Source organism: Lacipirellula sp. (assembly GCF_965279485.1).
Lineage (GTDB): Bacteria > Planctomycetota > Planctomycetia > Pirellulales > Lacipirellulaceae > Lacipirellula.
This window is the reverse complement of sequence record NZ_CBDIIC010000002.1, coordinates 2342701-2368003: the sequence shown is the minus strand read 5'-3', so window position 1 is coordinate 2368003 and position 25303 is coordinate 2342701. Positions and strand designations below refer to the sequence as shown.

The window sequence follows — 25303 nt, the reverse complement described above, 5'->3', positions numbered from 1 at the left end:
CGCGGTGGCGACCGTATTCGGCGTCGGAGACGCCTCCCACAAGACGCGGTGGCCAGACCGCGCTGGCCTCTCGCTGAATCGGAGTCGGCCGACAGAGCTGCGCCGCTGGCGCAACTGCGGAATTGTAGCGAATTCCCTGTGCAGGCATACTCCGCGTCCCGTAGCGGATTTCGCTAACGAAATGAGGAGGGTGGACGTCGCGTTGGAGTCGCTATCGCAGTTACAGCTAACCATCCGCTGACACATGGAGTGTGTCTGCTACAAATCCACTTGAAATTGGCCACTCGATTTGGTAGTGTACGTCTGAATACTCGTGGGCCCGCTTCTGGATTTTGGACGCGGCTGCCCGCGCATCGCTCGGCTCTTTGAAAACTGAATCACACCTGCGTTCCGTCTGTCGCAGATTTCTCTGTGACGGAAACGGACGCGATGCGCGCCTAGCGGAAGAATTTGCCTGCCCAAAAGTCCGAGATGACCATAAAAACCACTTGGTCAAGACGGTCAAGACGGTCAACACGTAGCTGTCGCCAGAATCGACGGCAAACTGACGCCTGCACACGGAGGGCGCCTGCGACTTCACGCGGCGCGGGTTTGGCTACTCGCGGCTTCGATCGTGCGGCCGTTGGCGTCGATCAGTCGGGCGGAGCCCATCTTGGCGACGGCCAGGGCGCTAAAGTCGCGGTTCGTCTTCGCCGCGGCGTCGTTCCAACGCCAGGCGACCGAGTCGAGGCAGACCGCGGCCTTGATGCCAAAGCGGCGGGCGCGGACGAAGAATTCGAGCCGTTCGTCGACGAGCAGTTGCGGATCCCAGCCACCCATCGCGCGGACCTTGTCGGTGCGGGCGACGAAGAAGTTGTGAGCGACGTCGCAGCCTTGAACGCCTTCGACGCCGGGGCGGGCGCCGGCGGTGATCTTCACCGCTTCGGGCGTCGCCTCGACCGTGCCGTGGCCGGGATCGGCTTCACGCTTGGTGAACAACCCGAAGCGGCGGCGGCAGCTGATCATGTCGCCCGCGGCGAGGTCGCACTTACCGCCGGCGACCGCTGCTAGCAGTTTGTCGACGTGCGAGCCGCGGTTGAGTTCTTGGTTGTCTTCGAGCAGCAGGAAGTAGGGCGTGCGAATCCGCGCGAGCAGCGCGTTGCGGCAAGCGCTGACGCCACTGTCGACCGGCATCTTCACCGGCTCGGCGCCCGCCATTGTCTGGGGCTGGCGGCTATCGTCGGCGACCAGCACCTTCACCTGCGGGTAGAGCCACGCCACGCTGTTGATCAATCGGGTGACGCTCTGCTGGCGTCCGCTGGTGTAAACGATAGCAGTCAACCGAGAGAAATCAGCGCTCACGATAGCACCTCGCGACGACAAAAGCAGAGAAGCGACGGCAGATACAGTTAAAGGTATCGAGCAGTCGCAATCGCGAAGTTCAGCAGGAACGTTAGCCGCGGCAAGCTCGCCGCAGCTTGCCGATTTCACCCAGTAGCCGCGGGTCAACGACCCGCCGGAGCGATGTTGAATAAATGTCGAATGGGGGGAGCAATAGCTTCAAGCCGTCTTCGCAGCCTCCGCCCCATTCCCCATTCAGCATTCCCCATTTGTATCCGCTCCGGCCGGTCGTTGACCGGCGGCTACTTGAAAAGCGGGGCTAACGCGATCTTTTCCATCTTGTTCAGCGAGACGGGCGGTTTGCCGATCGCTAGGTGGAGCGTCAGGTCGCGGGGTTCGAAGATCATTGTTTGCAGCGTCATCTCGCCTTGATTAGCGCCGTCGAGGGCCAGTTGGATCTCGCGGACGTCGACCTTGTCCGCGAGGTCGTCGATTTCGAGCGCATCGTAACGCGAGCACTCTTCGCCGACGCTCATGCCGTCGCAGCGAAAGTGGTTTGTGCAGCGGACGATGCCGTTCTCAGCGTTGCGACGTTCAATGTGGTCGGGCGTGATCTCGAACGTCGCCCCGCCGTTGCGGTCGCAGACGGTAAGGTTCATCCACGTGGTCGGCTTGACGCTGCGGAGCAACTTCTCCGCTTCGTCGACAGTGGTGCACTCTTCCATGATGCGACGGAAGACGAACGCCAGCGGCTCGCCGTTCGGGTTGAATTTCCGCGAACCGTCGGCCGAGCGTTCGACGTCGAGCGTTCCCGCGGCAAGACCGGCGTCGTTCATCGCCGAGATGACGCCGACGAGTCCGGGGAAGCCAATCGACGCGAATGCATGTTTCCCCTCGGGGCGGTAGACGATCACCATGCTGTACTTGTCGAGATCGCCGAGCGTGGGAAAGTCGAAGTTGCGGCCGAAGATTGGCGCGCCGGTTTTGCTGCGCGCCGGCTCGACCACGACGGCGGAGCAGCCAAGGCGGCGCAGTTCGAGCAGCGTGTTGCCGACGGCGAGTTGGTCGCTGGTGATGTCGCTATTAGCGGCGATCGCGGCGAGTTCTTGCTGATGCGCTTGCGGCGCCCGCGAGATGAGCGTCTTGCCGGCTTGCGTCACCAGCGGCCAGAAGGATTCGACGCCGAACCGCTCGGCGAAGCGCTTGGGGAACTCGACCATCCCCTTGCCGGGGCCGGCGAGCAACTCCGCATGCTGCCGGCCGATTTCCTCGGGCGTGCCGGTGAGAATGGCAACGGGAACGTTGCCAATGAACCGCAGCTCAGCGCCGTCGATTTTCTTGGCAGTGAACAGCGACTCCGCCGGCTTGGCGAGCAGCGTTCCCGTGCCGACGGCGACCATCCCGAAAGCAACAACCCATGCGGCAATCAATCGATGCATCTATTTACTCTCATGTATTTCTCTGCGCCTTTGCGCCTCTGCGAGAAACTTTTTCAGATCTCACGCAGAGGCGCAAAGGCGCAGAGGGGAGGGGGGATTCTTTAACGTAGTTACCATTCTCACCTCGTGAACGGCGAATTGTTATAACAGAGACCAGCCGATCGATCGCACCCCGAAATCTGCACGCAAATTATAGGCGCCGCCATGCCTGCGACTCCCGCTTTTTTCTACTTCGATTTGGGCAACGTCCTGCTGTCGTTCAGCCACGAGCGGATGTGCCAGCAGATGGCCGAGGTGGCCGGCGTCTCGGCCGAGCTAGTGCGGCATGCCCTGTTCGAGGCGAAGGGAAGCGCCCGCAGCGTCCAGTGGCGGTTCGAGCGGGGCGATCTCAACGTGCTGGCGGTGTACGACCATTTTTGCGAGACGCTTGGCGTTGAACCAAATCGCGAAGAGCTGTTCGCCGCGGGGCGCGACATCTTCGAGGTGATCGAGGACAGCGTCGCGATCGTCGAGCAGCTGGCCGCGAGCAGCCGCCGGCTGGGGATCATGTCGAATACCAACACGCTCGATTGGGAGTTCGTTACGTCCGGTCGCTATCCGTTTCTCAACAACTCGTTCGAGCACTACGTGCTGAGTTTTGAGGTCCGCTCGATGAAGCCGGAGCCGGCGATCTACGAACACGCAGCGCGGCTGGCCGGCGTCGAGCCGGGGCAGGTCTTCTTTACCGACGACCGCCAAGAAAACGTCGATGGAGCGCTGGCGGTCGGGCTTGATGCGACGTTGTTCGTCGATGCGGCGAAGTTGCGTGCGGATCTGGCGGCTCGCGGCGTGATGTAAATGCGGGGATTTTTTGCCACGAAACACACGAACGGACACGAAAGAATACGAGCGGTATGTAAGCCGCTTCTCCCCATGTGTTTCTTCTTTGCGTATTTCTTTGCGCCTCTGCGCCTTTGCGAGAGACCTGTATTCAATGAATCTCACGCAAAGGCGCTAAGGCGCTAAGAAGAAGGAGCCAGCGGAAGTTTGATGGCTTTCGCTGGCTCCTTTATTGATGACGCTACTTGGTTCGCTCCGGCGGGTCGTTGCCCCGCGGCTGCTACAGGTAGGTGTTGATGAGGTTCTCGATCATTTCTTGGCGGCCGCTGCGGTTGCCGGCGGCTTCGCCCTTTTCGAGCATCAGCTTCTCGAGCGAGGCGAGCGAGTGCTTGCCTCCCTCGATCTCGGCGCCCAGCCCGCTGTCCCAGCTCGCGTAGCGATCCTTAATGATCCCCGGCAGCTTGCCGTCGGCTCGCATCGCGGCGGCGATCTTCAGGCCCTGCGCGAAGGCATCCATCCCGCCGATGTGGGCGTAGAACAGATCGATCGGCTCGAAGCTTTCCCGCCGCACCTTCGCGTCGAAGTTGACGCCGCCGGTGGTGAAGCCGCCGTACTTCAGCACTTCGTACATGCACTGCGTGGTGAGGTAGATGTCGGTCGGGAACTGGTCGGTGTCCCAGCCGAGCAGCATATCGCCCGTGTTGGCGTCGATCGAACCGAGCGCGCCCGCGGCGCCGGCGACTTGCAGTTCATGCTGCATCGTGTGCCCGGCGAGCGTCGCGTGGTTCGTTTCGAGGTTTAGCTTGAGGTGATCCTTCAGGCCGTACTCGCGGAGGAAGTTGAGGCACGCCGCCGCGTCGCTGTCGTACTGATGCTTGGTCGGTTCCTTCGGCTTCGGCTCGATGTAGAACTGACCCTTGAAACCGATTTGCTTCGCGTAGTCGACCGCCATGTGGAGGAACTTCGCCAGGTGGTCGAGTTCCCGCTTCATGTCGGTATTCCAGATGCACTGGTACCCTTCGCGGCCGCCCCAGAAGGTGTAGCCGACGCCGCCGAGTTCGTGCGTCACTTCGAGCGCCTTCTTCACCTGGCCGGCCGCGTAGGCGAAGACCTCGGCGTTGGGGCTCGTGGCGGCGCCATGCATGAACCGCGGATTGCTGAACAGGTTCGCGGTGCCCCACAACAACTTGATGCCGGTCCGCTGTTGCTCTTCCTTGAAGACCTTGACGATCGCATCGAGATTCTTGTGGCTCTCGGCGAGCGTCTTTCCCTCGGGGGCGACGTCGCGATCGTGGAAGGCGTAGAAGGGGGCGCCAAGCTTTTCGATAAACTCGAAGGCGACGCGAGCGCGGTTCTGCGCGTTCTCCACCGAGTCGCTGCCGCTCTCCCACGGGCGGACGGCGGTGCCGGGACCGAACGGATCAGAACCGGTGCCGCGGAAGGTGTGCCAGTAAACGACGCTGAACCGCAGGTGGTCGCGCATCGTTTTGCCTTCGACCTTTTCGTCGGCGTTGTAATGCCGGAACGCGAGCGGGTTCTTGCTCTGGGGACCTTCGTACGGAATCTTGCCGATTTCGGGGAATGCTGGCATAGCGATCGTGGGGGCTAAGTGAGTAGTGAGTTGAAAGGAGCCGCCGGTCAACGACCGGCCGGAGCGGCGCTCAGAAGCGTTCCGGCCGCATGAAAAGTGTCCACGCCTTCGCGGCGTAGCGATTTTATCAAATGCACCGGCTGTCGCCACGTCCCGGGGCGGGTTCGTGGACACGTCCGCAGGACGCGACTACCCTAGAAAGACCGGCGTTTGCGGCCGGTTCGCGAGTTTCCGGAACAGAACCAAGACGACGCAATCGCAAAGGTTTTTTGCGTGATTGCGACGTTGTCGTTGAGCAGACCCCATTGATGCAGTTCAGTCGTCATCTACCTCGCCTGTTGGCGGCGTGCGTCTTGGCTTCTTCATTGGCCTGCGCTTGGCGCGCGGAGGCGACCGTCATTCGATTTACGACTTCGCTCGGCAGTTACAACGTACGGCTCTTTCCGACGTTGATGCCAGTTACCGTCGACAACATGCTCGATTACGTCAACGCGGACCGTTACAACGGCACGTTTGTTCATCGCAGCGTTCCAGGATTCGTCATTCAGGGAGGCGGCTTCGCCTACAACGCAACCACGAATTCAGCGCCTCCAATTCAACTGTATCCGGCGATTAACGACGAGCCGGGGGGCGGGGTGGCAGGTCCCTCCAACTTGCGAGGCACAATTGCCATGGCGAAGTCGGGGCCTAACACCGTGACGAGCCAATGGTTCATTAACCTTGGCAACAATTCCTCGCTCGATAGCCCTGCTCGACCAGACGGAGGTTTCTCTGCATTCGGCCGCGTTCTGGGAAATGGCATGACGGTGGTTGATGCGATCGCGGCGCTAACGCCGTATGATCTTGATGGAACTAGCTCGTCCTTATTTGATGCCGTTCCGTTGCGGTCAGCGACCGGTGCGCTCAATGACGTGCTAGTCCACGTCACCGATGTTTCCGTTCTCAATATTCCTGCCGGTGATTTTAATATCGACGGCAAGGTGGATGCCGCCGATCTGGCCGTTTTGAAAGCCGACTTTGGGTCCACGACCAAGGCCGAGGCCGACGCCAATGGCAATGGCCGCGTTGATGGCGCCGACTTTCTGATTTGGCAGCGCACGTTTGGGCAGAACTTCGGCGCCCCCGCCGCCGCGGCGGTGGCCGCCGTCCCCGAACCCGCCGCCGCGACGCTCGCTTTTCTAGCCGTCATCGGCTGTAGCTTGGCGCGTCGCCGCAAGTAGCCGCGGGTCAACGACCTGCCGGAGCGATATCATAAGGCGGCTCGCCGAGACAGAGTCCGAATAAGTCTCTCGCAGAGGCGCAAACGCGCAGAGAAACGCAAAGAATGCAGAAGAGGGATTGTTGGGGATTAACTCACGGAGTTAGTTCTGGTCTTGCCTCTGCGTCTCCGCGCCTCTGCGAGAGACTTCTTCGACGGAGCTACCGCACGAGTTGATTCGGCACTGGACCGCTCCGGCCGGTCGTTGACCGGCGGCTGATGTTCGCTGCACGTTGAGTCCGCTACACTGCTCGGTGGACGCCGTGTCGTGTTCAGGTTCAACGTTCTTCGGGAGGCGCCGATCATGCGTACGCTTTTACTCGCTTCGTTCCACTACTTCGTCGCATCACTGCTCGTTCTAGCGGCTGGCGGCTTTTCATGTGTGCAGGCCGCCGACCCCGTTGAGGAACGCCTCAACAACACGCCGCGCCATCACGAGTGGGGCGACATCAAAACTCCCGAAGGACGGACGCTGAAAACGTTCGTCGTTTTCCCCGAAGTGAAGGAGAAGGCGACCGCCGTCGTCATCATTCACGAGAATAAAGGTCTCACCGATTGGGAACGCAGCGTCGCCGATCGTTTGGCCGAAGCGGGCTACGTCGCAGTCGCGCCCGACTTCCTCAGCGGCGCCGGGCCCGATGGCGGCGGCACGTCGTCGTTCGCGTCGCGCGATGCGGCGACGCAGGGAATCTATGGCCTGAAGCCTGAGCAAGTGACCGCCGACCTCGACGCCGCCGTCGACTACGCGGGCAAGATCGAAGCGGCCAACGGCAAGGTGGCGGTCATCGGCTTCTGCTGGGGGGGCGGCAAGTCGTTCGCTTACGCAGCTCACAATCCGAAGATCGCCGCCGCAATGGTTTGCTACGGCACGGCCCCCGAGGACGAAGCGGAACTGAAGAAGATCGAGGTTCCGGTCTACGGGTTCTACGGCGGCAACGACGCCCGCATCACGTCGCAAGTTCCGCGCGTGACCGAGTCAATGAAGAAACTCGGCAAAACGTACGAGCCAGTCGTCTACGATGGCGCCGGCCACGGCTTCCTCCGGGCCGGCGAGCAACCTGGCGCCAGCGAGGATGACAAGAAGGCGTTTGCCGAAGGTTGGGAACGCGTGAAGAAGATTCTCGCCGAGCTGTAATCGAACACTAGATTAGACTCGCACCGCTAATAGACGCTGATCGAACGCTAATGGAATTCTAGTGGCGTCTTGTCAGCGTTCATTGGCGGTGCGTTTCTTTTTCTAACCTACCACGTCGACGCCGCTGGTGGCTCGTTTCAGCGCGTCGACGATCCCTTTCCAGTTGGCATAGCCTGAGGTTGGATCGCTCGCTTTGCCCGATTGCTCGATGAACTTCATCGCTTCCTGAGCGGTGCTGAAGTAATTCACCGGCTTATTTTGGAAAGCGTTCGTTTCGTCGTTCGAGAGCGGCACGAATTCGCCGTTGGCGCCGACTTTGCCCAACGGCATGCCAGCCGTTTGCAGCATGAAGAGCTGCGTTAGATCGATCTCGCCTTTGTCGAACAACTGCTTGGCGAAGTCTTTCATCTCCTTCGGCGTCATCTGCGTGAAGTCGGGAGAGTCTTCCTCGGGCGCGGCGACGTCGATTTCGCTAGTCGCTGAACTCGCCGCTGCGGTTTGTTCCGTCGACTTGCCGCCGGTTGCCGCCGACGATTGGCGCGCCGCTAGCAGCGCAAAGATCGAATCGTTCCCGCCCTGAATCCGCATGAGAAGTCCCCCCCGGGAGCGAGTGCGGAAATGCCGCAGCACGCAACGTGCTTTTCGGCTACTTCGCGGGGGTAACTTGAGCCGCTGACGTCTGCTACAGCTGCATGCTGCCGGCAGGACGCACGCGGGGCGGGCGGCAGGCGAGACTGCACGCCAAGTTGCATGCAGCGCGACTCTACCCGTGCCTGCCTGCTAGACCGAACGTTGCCAACTTAGCTTCGAGTTCGCTGGCGATTGTCGATTGGTCATTGCCAATACGTCGCTGCTTCTGTGGGAAGCTCGATTGAAGCTCGCCAGCACGATCAACTAAATTCAGCTGGCCAGTCATCGCTAGTTGCGCAGCGCTAGTCGAGGGGGCTTGGGAGAGCCGCGTCGCCCAGCCGCGAAGCTTGGCGTCCGTCACGGAGTCGTTTCGATCATCGGCGTCTTTCTCTCTTCTGTCCGCCGCCAGCCAGGCGAACGCCGCATCAGCGGCGCTATCGAAAAGCACGTCATCGGCGCCCTCGCTCACAGCTGGCGCTGAAATCTCTTCGCCTGCCATCAGCGACGCGACGGTAAGTTCGCTCAAGGCGATTGCATCGTCACTGGCCGCGACGGCCGTGGAGCCCCCAGTTCCATATCCGGTTTTCCACACGCCCAAGTCGCCGCCATTCACGGTTCCGTCGCCATTTCCGTCGGCGCCGCTGCCGGCGGGGGTTGCCGCGGCCCCGTAGGCTCGTTGCCATGCTAGGAAGTCAGCGCCGTCGGTCACGCCGTCGTTATTGTAGTCGCCGCGGGAGTCGGGCATCTTCGCCCAGACCTCATGCCCGTAATCGGGCGTAGTTGCCGAAGCGAAGACTCCGCCAAGGTGGCCACCAATCCAACGAATCGCGCTGCTGCCGGCGCCGGGCACGAAGTCCTTCGCCAACACAGTGCCCGCGGGCGTGCCGTCCGATTTCCATAGCTCTTCGCCATGAACTTCATCGTACGCGCTGAAGTACAGCGTGCCGTAGACATTGGTCAACAAAGTTGGAAAGCCCGAGGCCGTTCCTGGCGCCAGGTCGGTCACCCGGTAGGTTCCGACGTTTGTCCCGTTGCTGCGCCAAATCTCTACGCCGTTAACCCCATCGTCGGCGGTGAAGTAGAGAATGCCGTTCACTTCAACCATGCTCAGCGCGCTGAAGCCGGCGCTCGATTGACGCAGGCCGGCGACGCGGTACGTGCCTTCCGCCGTTCCGTCGCTGCGCCACAATGCGGAGCCGTACTCGCCGTCGTTGGCAGTGAAGTACAGGACGCCGCCAAGGTTGATGAGATTGCTCGGATTCGTCGAACCCGTGAGATTGATGTCCTTCACCAGCATCGTACCGGCGGTCGTTCCATCGGTCTTCCAAAGTTCCCGATTGATCGAACCGTCGTCGGCGGTGAAAAAGAGTTGGCCGGCGACTTCGACAAACGACTGCGGTTGGCCGCCGATGCTGTTCGTAAACGCGTCCAGTTTTTGGGCGACGCCGCCTTGCACCACCCACGGATTGATGCCGGAGTCGTCCTCGCCTGCGAACAGGAGTTTGTTGCCGAAGGCGACGACGTTTGACGGTCGTTTGTCCGCTTTAGGAGAATACCCTGTGACTCGCGATGTTCCGGCAAGGGTGCCATCGCTTTGCCAGATGTGGAAGAAGTCGTCCTCATCGTGGGCGGAAAAATAGAGGGTTTCGCCGACGAGCGTCAGATCGCTGAGCGAATAGTCTCCGTCCGCCGGCCGGATGTCGGTCATCCGCCACGTGCCGGCTTGCGTCCCGTCGGTTGTCCAAAACTGCCGCCCCGTTTCGTCGGTCCAGGCAAAAAGGTAAAGACGGTCGCCCAACACTTTGAGGCCGCTAATGGAGGCGCCTGACCCGAACAACAAAGTCGTCACGTCGACCGTTCCTGCGGGCGTGCCGTCCGACTTCCACAGTTTCCCGCCGGCGGCGAAATAGAGCGAACCTGCGAACTCGGCTCGATCGATGAACGTCGGCAAGCCAGAATTGGAAATGTCTTTGAAAATCGACGTCCCCGCGATGCTGCCGTCCGTGCTCCAAAGTTCCGCTCCCGTCTGCCCAGTCGCCCCGCTGAACAGTACGCGAGACCCGATCTCCAAGAAGGATTTCTTGGGAGTGGCTGCGTATTGAGGATTCGACGACGAAGTCCGTGCAGAATCGAGCTGCGCTAGTTTTTGCCAGGTCGTCGTTAGGCCGTCGCTCACATAGAGGTCTTCGTCGCCTGTTCCGCCCACGAGGTACAGCTTTCCTTGTGCGCTTTGTAATTGCAGATTCTCTAACTGGAAGGACACAAGCGGCAATACAGAAACCCCTGTCGTTCCGGCTGCTGTGCCGTCTGTTCGCCAGAGCGCCCTCGAATTTGAAGATACAGCAGTGAAGTAAAGCTGGCCGTTATGCACTGTAAACTGCGGGTCGGCCGCTTTGGAGCCGTCTGTCGCCATGCCGTTAGAAGAACCAACGAAGAGGTCCTTCACGAGGGTCGTGCCAGCTGTAGTTCCATTGCTCTTCCAGAGCTCCAAGCCTGAAGTTCCATCATTCGCAACAAAATAAGCTTCTCCGTTGAACGCGAAGAAGTGTTGAGGCGCGAATCCTGGAACAGAGGCTGGACCGCTCTTCACCATTACCGTGCCAGCTGCGGTTCCATCACTTTTCCAGAGATCGTATCTCCCTGGCGAAGTAGGCGACGTCGCTGAAAAATAGAGCGTGCCGCCAGCATTGACCAGATCAGCGTCGATCCAGGAACTGATCACAGGAATCGCTCCCCCCGAACCGGGAACGATATCTTTGACGATCGCTGTGCCTGCCGTAGTTCCATCGCTTCTCCACAGCTCCATCCCCTTGGCGCCGTCATTGGCAAAGAAGTAGAGCGCACCGTTCATCTCCGTGAGCTGTTGGACTCGCGTGCTAATCAGTGTTGCGAAGAACGATCGCAACAGAATCGTTCCAGCCGCCGTTCCGTCGGTCTTCCAAAGCTCCGTTTGAGTGCTCGTTGTGCGCGCAGTAAAGAAGACGGAATTGCCGACGGCAACGATTTCTGAAACGACTGGGCCAAGCGACGGTCCTATGGCCGTCGTGCTTAACCGTTCGGTGCCGGCCGCCGTTCCGTCGCTCTTCCAAAGTTCGGCGCCGTTCACGCCGTCATTCGCCGTGAAGTAGAGGACGCCATTGACGTTCGTCAACTGCCCCGGCGCCGATCCGTTTCGGCCGCCGCGAATGTCCTTCACGATTTCCGTCCCTGCTTCGGTGCCATCGGTCTTCCAGAGTTCGGCGCCGGTCGTCTCCGTCCAGGCGACGAAGAAACCGACGTCTCCCACGCGAGTTAGTTCCGTTGGCTGCGAGCCGAGGCTGGATGTGTGGGTGGTCGCGTTCACTAACAGCTCAAAGTCAGCCGCCAGAACCCGGCGCTCTTCGAGTGTTTCGAATCCCAGCCGGCGTACTTTCTCGCCTGGACGTCCAAAAAAATCCATGCAACCTCCGGGTGAGCGATGGGCGCCCAATCGGCAAAGTGGAGAGCATCAGATGAGTGCACGACAATCGCGACGCGCGACCATTATGCTCGCGCTCGACGATAAAAGAAAGCAATTAGCTCGAAAGACCAGAAAGGCCAAATTGGCCCCTTTTCGAGGCTTGTAAGCTGCTGCAATCTCCGCCGCTACAGTTGGTCCACTACCCGAATCGTCTCCAGCGTCGGGTCCGACGCATAGCAGTGCGCCCCACCTGCAAGCAGCGAATGGCAGACATCCAGAATCTCGCCCGTCACCTCTTCGCCCGGCATCAACAGCGGAATCCCTGGCGGGTAGAACATGATGCTTTCCGCGCAAACGCGGCCGATCGATTCGTCGAGCGGCACGGCCTGCTTGGGGCCAAGCGCCGCGTCGCGAGGCGTCATTAGGAGGGGCGGAACGGCGGGCTGCAGTAAGTGGCCCGCTTCGGCGATCGACGAGGCTTCGGGCGTGCGCGGGTTCGCGCTGATTTGCTTCAGGCCCGCGAGCAAACGGGCCTTCGCGTCGGTGTCGTCGCGCGGGCTGAGCACGAGCGCGATGTTGAACCAATCGGCAAGTTCGTCTTCCATTTGATATTCATTGCGCAGCAGCAGCTCCGCGTCGTACCCGGTCCAGCCGGCGCCGGCGACGTTGATCACCATTCGCAACGGATCGCGACGATGACCGGCGAGGCGGGGATCATCGGCGGGGTTGAGCACCCGCAAGCCGGGCAGGGAGTTGATCTGCGCGGCGAGTTCCTCGGCATCGGCGACCGCTTGCGCGAAGAGGGCGGCGCCGTCGCTCGCCATGAAGCGGCGATTGACGTCCATCGAGACGAGCTGCAGGTAGCTGGGGCTTGTCGTCTGCAGCAGATTGAAGGCATCGCGAACTTGCGCGGCGCTCACTGGCGAGTCGTGGCCGACGTGCAGCTGTGCGGTGCCGACGAGTGAGCCGAGCGTCTTGTGACAGCTTTGCGCTGCCAGGCTGGCGCCGCTCCGCATGGCCGAGGTCGGGGCGCTTCCCACCGGCAGGAAGTTGAGATGCGGGCCGTGAGCTTCGTCGATCAGCAGCGGCACATTGTGTTGACGACACACAGCGACGATGTCGTCGAGTTCGCGGGCCAAGCCGTAGTAGCTCGGCCGTGTGAGCAGCACGGCCGAGATGGGGCCTTCGGCGAGCGCGGCGGCGACAGTTTCGCCGGTGACGCTGAGGGCGCCCGATTGCGGCAGCACGTCGTGGTGGAGGAACTTCGGTCGCGCTCCCGAAAGGACTAGCGCTGACGCCACCGAGCGGTGGACGTTCCGCGGCAGCAAGATCGTGCCGCCGGGCGGAACCGCGGCGAGGATCATCGCCGCGATCGCCGTCGTCGCTCCGCCGCCGGTGTAGAACGTCGCCGCCGCTCCGAAGAGCTCCGCCGCCAGCTCTTGCGCTTCCTGCACGCAATGCGTCGGGTGGAGCAGGTTGTCGGTCGCGGTCATCGCCGGCAGGTCGTAATCGAATAGCGGCTGGCCCCACAGATCGACGAGCTCCGGCGGCGCGAAGCGGCCCGCCTTGTGCCCCGGCGTGTGGAACGGGTAGGTCTTCCCGGCGATGTACGAGCGCAGCGTCTCGTAAATCGGAGCCCGAGTTTGATCCAGCGCAGCGGGTTGGCGATTCGAGTGGTTCAACGTAAACAACAACTCCCAGGAAACATTTTAGCCCCCGGTTCTTCAAACCGGGGGCGAGCGGCGATCCACTTTCCGCCCCCGGTTTGAAGAACCGGGGGCTAATAAAAAAACAATGGCTGGGGCGGCGCCAGTCGGCCATCCCCAGCCATTGAGTCGTTTTACTTCGATCCGTCGGCAACCGTAGGCGATTAGGCCTTCGAGCCGTTTACCACGTGGCCATTGGCATGACCGTTCGACTTGGCCTTCGGACCGCTGAGGGTCGACTTGCCATTGGTCGTTGTGGTGCTCGCCGCGGTCTTGGTGACCTTGGTCGCCTTCACGGCGGTCGAGATCCGATCGATCTTCATCGGCTGCATCGGACGCTGCAGCGTCGACGTCGAGACGCCCGTACGCATGGCGGCCATCATGCCGGCCGCTTCGTAGTAGTTGTCGACGTACTTCAGTTGGCCCGCACGGAACGGCAGTTCGCTGAGGTCGTTCCGCATCAGGTTCGTGTTGTTGCGAACCGCGATGACGGGGATCCCTTGCTCGATAGCCGCCAAGGTCGGCAGGCCAACGCAGCCGTCCGGAATGACGAGCACCGAGACGTCTTCGGCCGTGAGGGTCGACGGGTCGTAGGCGCCGGTCACGTTGGTGATGACGCGCGGAGCCCGGTTGAGGCCCTTCAGGACGCAGAACAGGTAGGTGCTGCTGATCACCTCGGCCGCCTTGCGGGGGTCGACGACGCCCCACCGCTCGGTGCGAATCGCTTCGCTCGACATCGTCGGAGCGTGGGCTGTCGGCACGTCGAGGACGGTGCTGGTCGTGTGGGTGAGAACCGCTTCGACGCCGCCCCACGGGTTCGGGCCGCCTTCGCCGAAGTAGGCGCGGTGCAGCTCAACCGTGTCGATGTGCGGCGTGATGCGGGTCGCCAGGGCGACCGCGTCGTAGCTGCCGCGCTTCGAGCGGAGGATGTCGAGCAGACCTTGCAGGCCGTTGATGGCCCCGGTGACGCGGCCTGAGTCGGCGACGCCGGTCTTCATCTCGAGGCCTTCCTCGAGGACGACGACTTCGTCGATGTCCATGCCGAGCGTGGCACGGGCGCCTTCAGCACAGTTGATCGTGTTGTCGACGACGTGCGGAGCGTCGGGACGCTCTTCGGTCACCAGCAACACGCGGTTCTGACGGACCTTTTGCAGGCCGATGGTGCCCATCATCAGGCGGCAGATCAGCGAGCCTTCAGCGTAAAGGCTGTTCTCGGCCTGCTCGTTGATGTCCGACGCGTTGACGACGTTCGGGTGGATCACCAGGTTGTCGCACTGCGAGGCGATCAACCGGGCGGCCGGGGTGGCGTCGCCGGCGTGGCCGCCGATGGCGCAGTCGACGCCGGTCGGGATCAACATCACCGCGTTGAACTTGTCGGTCCGCTCGCCCTTGCGTTGGCGGTAGTCGAAGACCGACGACGGCAGCATGTTCTTCGGGCTGGTCAGGTCGCCGAGGGCTTCCATCTCGCAGACGTGGCCGAGGCGGTTCTTGCCGACCATGGCGACGCGGATGGGGGCAGCCTTCTTGCCGCAGGCGTCAGCGACGGCCTTCTGCAAGCTGGCAATCGGCGAGCCGCTCTTCAGCCAGCCGGGAACGATCACTTCTTGTTCGAATACCTTCATGGAGAGGCCTCCTTCCTGGGGCATAGCCGGCCAAAATGGGCGCGACCAGGGGCAACCACAGAGCTGTGTTTAGGTGGTGTGCAGCCAGACAACCTTGCCCGAGGGGTCGCTTGCAAGTGCGACCTGGTACGCGGTCCACGGCGGCGTGGATACTGACGCGTTTTGACGCCCGAAAACGTCGGGCCCGTTGTTCGACCTTCGGCTCAGCCGATAGGTGCTGCGAGACGGTTAGTCCCGGTTGGGGACTAAAGCGGAGACTGCCGGCCGGCGGGACGATCATGTCCCCAGACGGCAAAACGAGGGCTGGGTCAGACGACTCAACGTCTGAGGCGACCCCTCCAGGTGGAGCAGAGGGCGACGCGAGTACGGAGGGCAGAGCGGTCGATCCAGGAGCGCACCAAGCACGAAAGCCGGGCCAAACGGCAAGAGACGGCGACAAAATAGTCTTGGGAAGTCGCTGTCAATTCAGGAGAGGCCTTTTGGGTGCGAAGTTTGGTCGTGAGACCGCTGGATAGGAAACCGCCGTCGTGGGAGGTAGCTCGTGAGAGTCACTTGAGCAAGCTATACGTGAAGACTCGCTCAATGGTTTGCAAGTTATCGACTTTGGACAAGACGTGCAATTGGAGAATTGGTGAAAAATGCTGGAGAGCGCCGCTGGCGCTAGCGGCGACGCCACAAGTAATGCGCCGCGAGCCGGGGCGTCCCCGCCCCCGGGCTAGTCAGTAGTCAGTCGCTCGCCTGAACCCCGAGCCCCGCCACCGGAACCCTCTCCACTCCCCACCGGCACGACATTCGCCTAGAGTGCGGCCATGCGATTATTTTACTGTGATAACTGCCGGCGAACCGTCTTCTTCGAAAACTTCCGCTGCGTGAAATGCGACCACACGCTGGCTTACCTGCCAGAGCTGAGCGAAATCGTGTCGCTCAAGCCGGCCGGCGAGGGGCTCTGGACGCCCGAGGCGCCGGAGGCGGGCGGACGCACCTACCGGCTGTGCGAGAACTACGCCGAGAAGAACGTCTGCAACTGGGCCGTCCCAGCCGATCAGGAAGAGCCGCTGTGCGAGGCGTGTCTGCTGACCGAGACGATCCCCGATCTCGCCCAGCCTGGGCACCACGAGGCCTGGTACGCGCTGGAGGTCGCCAAGCGGCGGCTCGTCTACAGTCTGCAGGCGCTAGGTCTGCCGGTGGTGCCCAAGTCGGTCGATCCAGAGCGAGGGTTAGAGTTCAACTTCCTGGCTGATCCGCCCGTCATCGATGAGGAGCACCCCGCCGTCCTCACCGGTCACGCCAACGGCACGATCACGGTCAACCTCGCCGAAGCCGACGACGCCGAGCGCGAGAGCCGCCGCGTGGCGATGCACGAACCCTACCGCACGCTGCTCGGCCACTTCCGCCACGAAGTCGGCCATTACTACTGGGATCGGCTCATCAAGGACAGCGGCTGGCTCGCGGAGTGCCGCGCTGTCTTCGGCGACGACCAGGAAGATTACGGCGAAGCCCTTAACCGCCACTACCAGAACGGCCCGCGACCCGATTGGCAGTCGCAGTTCGTCTCGGCCTACGCCAGCGTCCACGCCTGGGAAGACTGGGCTGAGACATGGGCCCACTACCTCCACATTACCGATACGTTGGAAACGGCCACCGCTTGCGGCTTGGCCCTCCGCCCGCAAGCTCCCAACGCCCGCCGCGTGAAGCCCCGCTTTTCGCTTGAGAAGGCGGAGCACGCCTCGTTCGACGACATGATGGACGATTGGTTGGCGATGACCTACGTCCTCAACAGTCTCAACCGCGGCATGGGGCTGAAGGACATGTATCCTTTCGTCCTCTCCCAGCCGGCGATCGAAAAGCTCCGCTTTATCCACAGAGTTTGCACTGAACCGGCGCCCGCGGCCGTTGCTGGTACGGTGAATCAGTTAGGCGCGGCAGAGGGGGCGTCCGAATCGCCCGGCGTCGTATCGCAAGCTCAGTCAGCGTGAGTCGTCGTTGAGGAGCAACACGTCCTAGCTCGCCATCAAACTGATGGCGCAGTGACGGCGATTTGACGCCACTAAAGTTTGGCTGACGCCGTGCGGATGCGCGCGTCTCGAATTGCTTATGCACAGTAAAGCGTTGTGCGGCAACCTGTTGCAGCGCAATCTTGTCGTTGACGTCTCCTGCGGGCGCGCCGCTTGCATCGACGGTCTGGCACCGTTAATTCTCTCGCGACGTGAGATCCTGATATGCTGATAGTGCGTGAGAATTAGTGCCGCCCCATCGTCCCTCTTCAGGCGAGGCGCCAAGTGTTGAACTTCAGTTTCATTTTCCATTGCCGGCGTTTCGTTCAGCTTTCCTCGCTCGCGTTCGCCGCGTCATCGGCCGCCGCCGCTCCGAGCCAGGGCTTGCCGGAACCGCGGCCCGTGGAGCGGCCAGCATCGATCATTGCCCCCACGGCTGCGCCCGCGAAGGCTGAAACTTCCGCGGCGGAACCAAATCCCAACGCGGCCTCGCAACTGACCGTCGAGGCGCTTGCAGCGCAGCTTGTCGGCGAAGTGCAAGAACGCGACGCATTGTTGGAGGAAGCCATCGCAGCCGATCCCAACTTCGCGCCCGCGCGGTGGCAGCGCGGCGAGATGCTCGATCAAGGCAAATGGCGGAGCGTGGCAAGCGTGCAGAAACGCTTGGCTGCGAATCCGAGCCGCGAAGAATACCTCGAGTTGCGAGACTCTTCGCCCGACACTCTGGCTGCGCACGCTGAATTAGCGCAATGGTGCATGCGCAACGGTCTGGCGAACGAGGAGCGATTTCATTGGATGAAGGTGTTGTTCGCCGATCCTCGCCATGAACTCGCGCAGTCGCAGTTAGGATTGCAACACTATCGCGACGGTTTGTACACGAAGGAGGAAATCGCTGACTTCGAAAAGAAAGAAGTTGAGGCCACGGCGAACTTGGCAAAGTATCAGCCAATATTTGCTGAAATCTGCCGGACTGTCACCACAACGTCCGACGGTAAAGCGCGAGCCTCTGCATTAGCGTCGCTCGGAAGCGTCAACGAACTTGCCAAGTTGCCGGCGTTAGCCAACGCGATTGCCCGCGAGGCGAGTCAGGCGTCCCCGGAAGATGCGTACGACTTATCGATGTCGCTGATTGACTCGCTCAGTCACGTGCCTCACCGGCAGGCGACCTCGACGCTGCTCAACCTCAGTCTGTTCGCTGAGGCCCCTGGCATTCGCCATGCGGCGGCGTTGGGCCTCAAGTCGCGGCCGGTCACGGATTACGTGCCGCAGTTGATGGCTTCGATGGCGGCGCCGATCCAGGCTGAAATTGGCACGGTAGTACAACCCGACGGCACGGTGACATATGCCGAGATCCTGTACCAAGAAGGGCCGTTGGCGGATCGGACCGTGACGCGCGGTCGTACGGCAATTCCTGTCAGTAGCGGCCAGCGCACCGACCTGCGCACGGATCGGCGCGCCGATCCTCAGCGCGTCTCCGCGATGCGCGGCAACGCCGCGGCGATGGCCATGCAGGCGCGGCGACGCGTGGCGTTGGCGAACGCTGAGGCGGCCGCGGGAAATACGCGGGTCCGCGAAGTCCTTAGCACCGCATTGAGCTTCGATCTTGGAGAGGACCCGAAGCGATACTGGGGAGAGTGGACGAAGTACAACGAGCTCCAATTCGACGAGCACCCCCTCTACGGCTACAACGATCTCCAAACTGAGTACGTGCCGACGACTCACTCATGCTTCATGGCGGGAACTCCGGTTTGGACGCAGGAAGGACTGCGGCCGATCGAGACCATCGTCGTCGGCGATCTGGTGCTTGCCCAGCATCCCGAAACTGGCGAAATCGCGTTTCGGCCTGTATTGGAAAAGACGCTCGGACCACCGACGCAGACGGCGGCGATTGGATTGCCGGACGAAACGATTGTCGCCACTCTGGGGCATCGATTCTGGGTCGAACGACGCGGTTGGGAGATGACGAAAGCGCTAAAGCCCGGCATGTATTTGCATGCGGTCGCTTCGTCCCTGCCGATCGAAACGTTAGATGCGGGGCAGCAACTCCGTTGTCACAACATGGTCGTCGACGGGTTCCACACCTACTTTGCCGGCCGGTCGCAGATCCTGGTGCATGACAAGACGTGCCCGCAGCCGACTACCTCAAAGACGCCTGGCCAGGCGTTCTTGGTCGACGCCGCCCCTTCCGACGCGAGCCGATGATTCCCTGTGCAGTCGCGTTAGAACGGCTAAATTGCCGCACAAAAACGATCAGCTTGTCCGCCGTGAGGGGAAAACGCTATCTTACGAGCCGGAACAGCTTCGTTTAGTGGGTACTGATACGGGGGCTAGAGGCATGGCTCGCAGTAAGTCAGTGGTGTTGTGCGCCTGCTTGGCGCTTGGTTCGATCGCGCCGCTTGATTGGGAGCCAGCGCCGCAACTCGTCGCGGCGGAAATCAAGCCGCAGCTAGCCGACTCCCCGAAGAACGCATCCAAGTTGGTGGAGCAGGCAATCTCAGCAGGATTGACCGGCAACGCCGCGGAGCGAGGCATCCTCCTCAAGCGCGCGGCTGAGGCAGACCCCGACTACGCGCCAGCGAAGTGGCAACGGGGCTTGGTCAATTTCGAAGGCGCCTGGCGTACGCCCGAAGAAGTGGCGTCGCACATTTCGGCTGACAAGCGTTGGCAAGAATACGATTCATTGCGGGCCGAAGCGAAAGATACGCCCGCCGACCATCTCCGCCTCGCGCAATGGAGCATGCGGCAGGGGCTGACCGCGGAAGAACGCTACCACTGGGCGAACGTCCTCGCGGCAAACCCCGGTCATGCCCAAGCCCGGCAGCGTTTGGGCGCGCAAGAGTATCAAGGCATGCTCTTTACCCGCGAGCAAGTCGCGGCGGAGAAGGCTCGCCTGGAACAAGCCAAGCGTGATGCCACAAAGTTCAAGCCGCAGCTCGCGCTGTGGTGCAAGAACGCAACCAGCGAGTTGAAGGCGACGCGCGAGAAAGGTCTCGCCAAGATTCGGGCCATCGACGACGTCGCCGCCATTCCGGCCCTCCGCGACGCCGTGAGTCGTACGATTGGAACCGCCGGCGGCAAGGAACACCGCTCCGAGTTGGTGCTGGCGATGACGGCGGCCCTCGCCGGCATCCCCGAGCATCCGGCGACCTTGGCGCTGACGGAGCTGTCGGTCTTCTCCAGCTTGCCTGAGGTTCGCCTCGCCGCGGCCGAGGCGTTGCGCTCGCGCCCGCCGACCGACTTCGTGCCGCTGCTCATGGCGACGCTTGAGGCCCCGATCGAAGCCGAGGTCGACGTGATGGCCGCTCCTGACGGGACGGTGCGTTTCGTCGAAACGCTGACTCAGCAACAGCAGACGCACATCGCGGCGCAGGTGCGGAGCGTGAATTTTGAAGTCACGGGCGCCTTGGGTCGCGGCCGAATGAACACGGGCGTCGCGCTGAATCGCAATCTCAACGCGACGTCGCGCCGCGTCGAAACAACTCAACAGCAGCTTGACGAACTCAACGCCGCCTCCGCCGAGCGAAATGCGCGGGTCATCCAAGTGCTCAAGAAAGTTCTCGACGAAGAACCGAGCAAGGAAGACGTCACTGCGTGGTGGCAATCATGGCAAAACTACAACGAGTTGAGCTACGGCGCGATCAATAAGGTCGTCGAAACACGTCTCGATGAAACGTACGTGACCAAGCTCGAGCCGCCTTGCGAGTGCTTTGCGCCCGGCACGCTGGTATGGCGGCAGTCGGGGCCGACGCCGATCGAACAAGTTCGCGTGGGCGACATGGTGCTCGCGCAGCATCCCAGCACCGGCGAGCTTGCCTATCGCCCGGTGCTCGAAACAACTGTCGGGCCGCTTGCACGGGTGATGAAGCTGAAGCTTCCGAACGAAGAGTTCATCTCGACGTTGGGGCATCGGTTTTGGGTCGACGGCTCAGGCTGGGCGATGGCGAAAGAGTTACAGCTCCCCGCTTCGCTCCACACGCTGCAAGGGACCGCGAAGATCGAAGAGCTGGCGTTAGACGGCGAACTCGAGTGCCACAACCTGGTGGTGGATGATTTCCACACCTTCGTCGTCGGCAAGTCGCAGTTGGTAGTGCACGACAAAACCTGTCCCCAGCCGACGCTGGCGCTCTCTCCTGGCTTCGTACCGAAGCCGGGTGTAGCGCGCGACATGGCGAAATCATTCACTGGCGTTAGTCCCTAGACGGTGGAGCGTGCGGTTGCTGCCGCACGCTGGGCGCCAATGGCGACCAGACGATGTACGGAACGCATCGTCCAGGCACGGCGGTTCGCTCGAATCGCCCGTCGATCGGAACAGATTCTCTTTTCATTAAATCGTATCACGAGGGCAAGAGGCATGTCTCGTACGAATGGAACGCTCCGTTGGAGCGTTGCGGCGCTCTGTGCGCTGACCGGCAGCCAGTTCTTCGCGCAGGCGGGTGAAGTGTCGCCGCGGAGCCGCTCAGCCGATTATCCTCGCCACGCGCCACGCCTCGTCGAGCAGGCGCTGACGGCAGGATTGGCGGGCGACCAGCAGCGCAAGGCCGACCTCCTCAAGCGGGCGAGTTCCGCCGACGGCGACTTCGCCCCCGCTCGCTGGCAGTTGGGCGAAGTAAAGTTCGAGGGCGAGTGGCGGACTCCCGCTGAAGTCGCGAAGTACGTCGCCGCCGACGAACGTCGGCAAAAGTACGAGAACATGCGCGAAGGAGATGTTGCATCGGTCGAGGAACACGCCGATCTCGCGGCCTGGTGCATGCGACAGGGGCTCGAGGCCGAAGAAAGATACCACTGGGCCAACGTCATTTTGGCAAACCCCAATCACCATCTCGCACAGCAGCGTCTCGGCATGCGCGAAGTCCGCGGCAGACTCTACACGCAAGAGTGGATCGACGCCGAAACGAAACGCCGTGAACAAGCCAAGAAAGATCTCGAGGAACTGACGCCGACCTACCTGCAGTGGTGTCGAGAGGCGACCGGGAACCTCAGGGTGAATCGCGACAAGGGGCTCGCGAAGCTGCGTGGAATTGACAAGCCGGCCGGTATTCCAGCGCTCCGCGAAGCCGTGCGGCAGACCGTCCGGACCGACGCCGGAAAAAAATACGACCGCGAGCTCGTTCTCGCGATGACGGCAGCGTTCGCCAAGATGCCAGAGCACGCAGCGACGTTGCAACTCGCTGGCTTGTCAATCTACTCGAAGCACGCTGATGTGCGGCAGGCGGCCGCCGAAGGATTGCACTCGCGGCCGACGACCGACTATGTGCCGCTGCTAATGGAACTCTTGCAATCGCCATTGGAAGTCGAGGTCGACGTTGTCGCGGCGCCTGACGGCATGGTGCGAATGATCGAAACCGTGTCGCAGCAGAAGCGGTTCTACGAGGCGGCCCAAGTCCGGTCGACGAGCTACGAAGTCGAAGGCGCCCTGGGAAGGAACATGGCGACGACGGATCCATCCAGAGTGCTCGCCGGCAATCTGCAATCGGCAAATTCGCGAGCGGCGCGGACGCAGTCGCGCGTGGCGACCGAAAACGCTGCGCGCGCGAAGCAGAACGAGTTGGTTCAACAGACGCTCAAAATTGCAGCTGGTTTGGGCCAGTCCAGCAGCTTAGGCGAGTCGACCGAGGATGCCGCCTACTGGTGGGAGGCATGGAAGCAGCAAAATGAACTCTCGTATGCTTCGATGGAGCGGGTCTACGAATCGTACCTGGATGAAAGGTTCGTCCAATTTTATGAGCAAGCGCCGCCGCCGAGCGCGGGCATCGTCGCGGAAGCTCCGGCGTTACAACATGGCGCCTGCTTCGCGCCAGATACCTTAGTCTGGAAGCAATCGGGCCCGACGCCGATTGAACTGATTCGCGTTGGCGATCTCGTCTTAGCGAAGCACCCGACGACTGGCGAACTCGACTACCGACCCGTCCTGGAAACGACCCGCGGCCGCATGACTCAAGTGCTGCGAATCGAACTGCCGAGTGAGAACGTCGTCGCGACGCTTGGCCACCGTTTTTGGGTTGAAGGCGTCGGCTGGCGGATGGCCAAGGAACTGAAGGCGGAGATGCCGCTGCATACAGTGAGAAACGCGGTACTGATCAAGAGTCTCGAGAAGGTGGAAGATATGGAGTGCTGCAACCTCGTCGTCGACGAGTTCCATACCTTCGTGATTGGTCAGTCGCAGGTTCTAGTCCACGACATCACCTGCCCGCAACCGACGCTGGCCATCACGCCTGGTTTGCTGCCGCCGAAGGGTCGACCGGACGTCGCCAACTCGACCTCAGACCAACTATCGGCTGCGGGGCGATAGACGCGGCGTCCTTTCCGAAAAACCGAGAACGTTATTCAGCGTCGCGGGTAAGCTTTTCGAGTAGGATAAAAGGGCCTGCCCCTCTGGATCCTGCCGTCATGCCCGCCCGCCTCTCGCCGCTTTCACTTGCCTTCATCGTCGTCGCGCTCGTTCTGTGCGCGACAGGCGACTCCGCCCGCGCGCAGTTGCCGACGGCGACCGGCAAGCAGATCGCGATGAGCAACGCCGCCTGGAAGTTGTTCATTCCCAGCACCTACGTCCAGCGGCCGGGGGCCGTCGCCGATCTGATTGTCCACCTCCATGGCGATCCGCAAACGTTTTACAACAACGCCAAGTACGCCAACCTCAACGCGATTATCGTCACGGTGAATTACAGCGGCCTGTCGTCCGCTTATCAGACGCCGTTTTCGAACGCGAGTTTGTTCCAGACGATCGTCGACGAAGCGCTGGCGAAGTCGCGCCTCGAAGCAAATGTCTCTGACAACTTAATTTGGGATCAGCTCGCGCTCTCCACGTTCAGCGCCGGTTATGCCGGTGCGCGGGAGATCATGAAAAGTTCTAGCTACCGAAATCAGATCGACGCCTATCTGGCCGCTGATTCGATTCATGCGAGCACCGACCCTAGCGACCAAACGCCGCTCGACGCGCAGCTGGTCGACTTCAAGACGTTCGCCACGCTTGCGAAGAACGGGCAAAAGACGTTCGTCCAAACGCACTCGCAAGTGCCCACTAGCGGCTACGAAAGCACTACCGAAGTGGCGAACGAAATGTTGCAGCATCTCGGCATCGCGGCGACGGCAGTCAATCAACCTGGTTTGGGAACGCTAACGTACAACCGCACCGCGCAGACCGGCAACTACAAATTGTGGGGAACAACTGGCTCCGACGCGGCGGCTCATACCAAACATCTGCAGTACATCGGCGATTTCCTTGAGGAGTTGCCGCTCGCCAAAATTCCCACGCAATCGGCCGACTTTACCAAGAATGGTCGGGTCGACGCTGCCGATCTTTCGTTGTGGAAGTCTTCGTTCGGCGTAAACGCCCTGGGCGACGCCAACGGCGACGGCGTGACCAACGGCGCCGACTTGCTCGCATGGCAACGGCAAATGGCTGCTGCCGTCGGCAGCGGGGCGACCGTCGCGGCTGTTCCAGAACCCGCGACGATCCAGATGGTCGCGGCGTCGCTCGCTCTGAGCGTTCGTTATGCCCGTCGTCGCTCGTCGAGGCAATTCCGCAGCCAGCGCGTTTCACCGCGCAGCCACAGCAGGCCGACGACGTTGAACAGGGCGAGCGCCACAATCGCTCCGTTGACGGCGAGCATCGCGCCGCGCGCGCCGCGCGCGACGCCGGCGTTCACGCCCGCCGATTCGCGGAACATGACGACGAGGAACATCAACAGAAACAGGCCCAGCCCGCGCATGCCGAGCAGCACTTTCGTCTCATGCGTCTGCGGTGCCCGGCGCCATCGCACGACTTCCCAAGCGAACGCGACGAGTTGATAGCCGATCAATCCTGCCAAACACCATTGGACGCTGCGGTCGGCCAGTAGATCGAACAGCTTCTTGTCGGCGCCGATCGTCAGGGCGAGGACGATAAACAACGTGCCGACGCCGCCGCAAGCGAGATCGACGAAGATGCCCATCTGTGGTTGATGTTTCACGCGCAAGTGCTCCGTCGCGGCGTGCATCCGGCCTTCGCGCAGCGCGCCGGCGACGACCCACACGTGCCAATCGTCGAACTTCGTTTGCGCGAACCGTTCGACGGCTGGCGACATCAGCAGATATCGAGCGATATCAAGCAGTATCGCCAGCCACACGCCGATCAGCAGAAACAGCAAGAGCTGCTCCGACGACCAGCCGAACCACAACACGCCGACGATCGGCATGCCGCCAATCAGCAATGTTTCGAACGCCTCGGCGAACGTTTGGCCGACGAATGGAGGGCCGCGCCGCGACAGCGCTGCGGGAGCGTTGCGGTGGAAGCGTTCGAGGTCGGCCGCAGTGATCGGCGATTGGGGGAGTTCTTGGCGATCGGCCATGCTAGTTGCTTGTCGAAAGGGGC

15 protein-coding genes are annotated in these 25303 nt (G+C 61.7%); 8 read left to right on the top strand and 7 right to left on the bottom strand.

Features of this window, described 5'->3' with window-relative positions; all coding sequences use genetic code 11:
• Positions 1-576 precede the first annotated feature (576 nt).
• Both ACQY7R_RS17170 and ACQY7R_RS17165 read right to left on the bottom strand, forming a co-directional pair.
• Entirely contained in the window at positions 577-1341 is a 765-nt protein-coding gene (locus tag ACQY7R_RS17170; RefSeq protein ID WP_428306792.1) for a glycosyltransferase family 2 protein, read from the bottom strand.
• 281 nt (positions 1342-1622) lie between these two features.
• The gene (locus ACQY7R_RS17165) at positions 1623-2759 is read right to left on the bottom strand and encodes a C45 family autoproteolytic acyltransferase/hydolase (RefSeq protein WP_428306791.1); all 1137 of its coding nucleotides are present in this window, start codon (positions 2757-2759) and stop codon (positions 1623-1625) included.
• A gap of 204 nt (positions 2760-2963) precedes the next feature.
• Between ACQY7R_RS17165 and ACQY7R_RS17160 the strand changes: the two genes are divergently transcribed.
• Positions 2964-3596 (top strand): HAD family hydrolase, encoded by a 633-nt coding sequence (locus tag ACQY7R_RS17160; protein ID WP_428306790.1) that lies wholly within the window; start codon positions 2964-2966, stop codon positions 3594-3596.
• A 262-nt stretch (positions 3597-3858) separates the two neighbouring features.
• Here the strand turns inward: ACQY7R_RS17160 and xylA are convergent, their stop codons facing one another.
• On the bottom strand, positions 3859-5169 hold the full coding sequence (xylA, locus tag ACQY7R_RS17155) for a xylose isomerase (RefSeq protein WP_428306789.1): 1311 nt from the start codon (positions 5167-5169) through the stop codon (positions 3859-3861).
• 308 nt (positions 5170-5477) lie between these two features.
• Between xylA and ACQY7R_RS17150 the strand changes: the two genes are divergently transcribed.
• A complete protein-coding gene (locus tag ACQY7R_RS17150) occupies positions 5478-6389 on the top strand; it encodes a peptidylprolyl isomerase (protein ID WP_428306788.1) in 912 nt (303 codons plus the stop codon).
• A 342-nt stretch (positions 6390-6731) separates the two neighbouring features.
• The gene (locus ACQY7R_RS17145) at positions 6732-7562 is read left to right on the top strand and encodes a dienelactone hydrolase family protein (RefSeq protein WP_428306787.1); all 831 of its coding nucleotides are present in this window, start codon (positions 6732-6734) and stop codon (positions 7560-7562) included.
• Positions 7563-7664: 102 nt separating this feature from the next.
• On the opposite strand, the gene ACQY7R_RS17140 is transcribed toward ACQY7R_RS17145, so the two are convergent.
• From ACQY7R_RS17140 to ACQY7R_RS17125, 4 genes are all read right to left on the bottom strand, one after another.
• Positions 7665-8150 carry a hypothetical protein gene (locus tag ACQY7R_RS17140; protein ID WP_428306786.1) on the bottom strand — a complete coding sequence of 162 codons (486 nt, stop codon included), beginning with the start codon at positions 8148-8150 and terminating at the stop codon, positions 7665-7667.
• Between the two features lie 175 nt (positions 8151-8325).
• Positions 8326-11631, bottom strand: a complete 3306-nt coding sequence (locus ACQY7R_RS17135; protein WP_428306785.1) for an ELWxxDGT repeat protein — start codon at positions 11629-11631, stop codon at positions 8326-8328.
• Positions 11632-11816: 185 nt separating this feature from the next.
• Positions 11817-13313: an aminotransferase class I/II-fold pyridoxal phosphate-dependent enzyme gene (locus ACQY7R_RS17130; protein ID WP_428306784.1), complete on the bottom strand. Its 1497-nt coding sequence runs from the start codon at positions 13311-13313 to the stop codon at positions 11817-11819.
• A 188-nt stretch (positions 13314-13501) separates the two neighbouring features.
• Positions 13502-14959, bottom strand: a complete 1458-nt coding sequence (locus ACQY7R_RS17125) for a DUF3326 domain-containing protein (protein ID WP_172992300.1) — start codon at positions 14957-14959, stop codon at positions 13502-13504.
• A gap of 809 nt (positions 14960-15768) precedes the next feature.
• Here ACQY7R_RS17125 and ACQY7R_RS17120 point away from each other — a divergent pair.
• The 5 genes from ACQY7R_RS17120 (at position 15769) to ACQY7R_RS17100 (ending at position 24741) form a co-directional block, all read left to right on the top strand.
• Entirely contained in the window at positions 15769-16935 is a 1167-nt protein-coding gene (locus tag ACQY7R_RS17120; protein WP_428306783.1) for a zinc-binding metallopeptidase family protein, read from the top strand.
• 303 nt (positions 16936-17238) lie between these two features.
• Positions 17239-19155 (top strand): polymorphic toxin-type HINT domain-containing protein, encoded by a 1917-nt coding sequence (locus ACQY7R_RS17115; RefSeq protein ID WP_428306782.1) that lies wholly within the window; start codon positions 17239-17241, stop codon positions 19153-19155.
• A gap of 133 nt (positions 19156-19288) precedes the next feature.
• Positions 19289-21151: a polymorphic toxin-type HINT domain-containing protein gene (locus tag ACQY7R_RS17110; protein WP_428306781.1), complete on the top strand. Its 1863-nt coding sequence runs from the start codon at positions 19289-19291 to the stop codon at positions 21149-21151.
• A 153-nt stretch (positions 21152-21304) separates the two neighbouring features.
• Positions 21305-23242 (top strand): polymorphic toxin-type HINT domain-containing protein, encoded by a 1938-nt coding sequence (locus ACQY7R_RS17105; RefSeq protein ID WP_428306780.1) that lies wholly within the window; start codon positions 21305-21307, stop codon positions 23240-23242.
• 98 nt (positions 23243-23340) lie between these two features.
• Positions 23341-24741 carry a hypothetical protein gene (locus ACQY7R_RS17100; RefSeq protein ID WP_428306779.1) on the top strand — a complete coding sequence of 467 codons (1401 nt, stop codon included), beginning with the start codon at positions 23341-23343 and terminating at the stop codon, positions 24739-24741.
• The last annotated feature ends 562 nt before the right edge of the window (positions 24742-25303 follow it).